Annotated in this window: 1 protein-coding gene; it reads left to right on the forward strand. The window is 47.2% G+C overall.

The features are described 5' to 3' along the window. On the forward strand, positions 1–1,388 hold a 1,388-nt coding region (locus tag ACRC27_RS05085; protein WP_438639335.1), incomplete at its 5' end, for a hypothetical protein. Positions 1,389–1,476 lie beyond the last annotated feature (88 nt).

Consider the following 1,476-nt stretch of genomic DNA (forward strand, 5'->3'; position numbering starts at 1 on the left):
GCAATCTGCGGATCAATGGCGTAGTCGAACTGGGTAGCCCTATAACCGCAAGCTATGAATGGCAGCCACATAACGGCGATCCGGTTGATAAATCACTGCACCAATGGGGGCATCAAGGCAAAACCGCAGCGCTGGACAATGCCACTGAAATCAGCACCAGCGGTACAGTTCCACCCTATACAGTGACTGCTGGTGATGTTGGTCAAGTGCTTGAAGTCTCAGTAAAAGCTAAAAACGGTCAGGGTGTTGAAGGTAATGTATTAACCATCGATACCACACAGCAGTATGCCCCTGAGATTAAACCGGAGATTGAAGATCTGGCGCTGGAAGGCATGCTAAATATCGGTAACCGCCTGACGGCTACCTACCGATTTGATCCTAAAATGGGTGAACCGACTGATCGCTCTCAATATCAGTGGGGGCATGCCGGTAAAACCGAGGCGCTGAGTCAGCGTCAAGTCATTAGCACATCTGGCCGCGTAGAGAGCCCAACCTTAAGTGCCTCTGACGTTGGTCAGGTCATTGAACTGAGTATCCGTGCAGAAAATGGGCTGGGTGCGCAGAGTGACGAGACAGACACGATTCGAAGTGATAGCACCGGTGCTAATAACGGTATCGAACAGGTAAACCCAGATGGCAAAGTGTTCGACCCAACTTGGGTGGATGTGAACACCCCACAGCACCCACATGCGTTTGGCTTGGCTGAGGGTTTTCCAAGTACCGCCTATAACGGCGCAACATTTGAAATTCGCAGCAAAGGGATTAATACCCCCTCAACCGCCTACAATGGCTACTACAACTGGGCAGTGAGTAGCGGACAAACGTGGGTCAATGTTGATGATAAAGGCGTTGTGACCTTTACCGGAAAAGCCGTTGAGGGTGAAAGTACTATTACCATTACCGCAATCCCGAAAAACAGTGGGGCAATCGGTACGCAAACGTATCAAATCAACCTGCAAGACTGGTTTATTGACAAAGGCACCGCCAGTACACCGGAAGAGGTTGCCTCTCAGTGTCAGGCCGAAGGTGCAGGTTATGATGCCGTGCGGATGTCACGTTTAAATGAAATTTATAAGCCTGAGGATCTTCGTCAGGCAGGTGAAGATACGTTTTACCCAGGAAGTCCACATGGGGCTAGAATTACACTGCACAAATCTGCTGAGCGCAGTGCACGTACCGGTTTGTTGCCTGAGTGGGGTGCTTTTGGCTCTTATACCGTTGGTGCAGAAAATATTGTGCCATGGACAGAGTATAAAAATGATGGGTTAAATCAAATTGCGGTATTAAGAAATTATACGGTTAATGATCCTTATTATCCCGGTGGTAAATATCATTATTATGATACCTATCCGAAAACGGGTGTTTTAATTTGTACAACTAACCTATAACGCTATAAAGAGTACAGGGTAACCCTGTACTCTTTTTTTTATTTTATGTGTTGAGCATTAATAGCGTTATATCCTCTGTTATTGCTAG

This window comes from Plesiomonas sp., assembly GCF_051650925.1.
In the GTDB taxonomy this organism is placed as follows: domain Bacteria; phylum Pseudomonadota; class Gammaproteobacteria; order Enterobacterales; family CAMTGL01; genus Plesiomonas.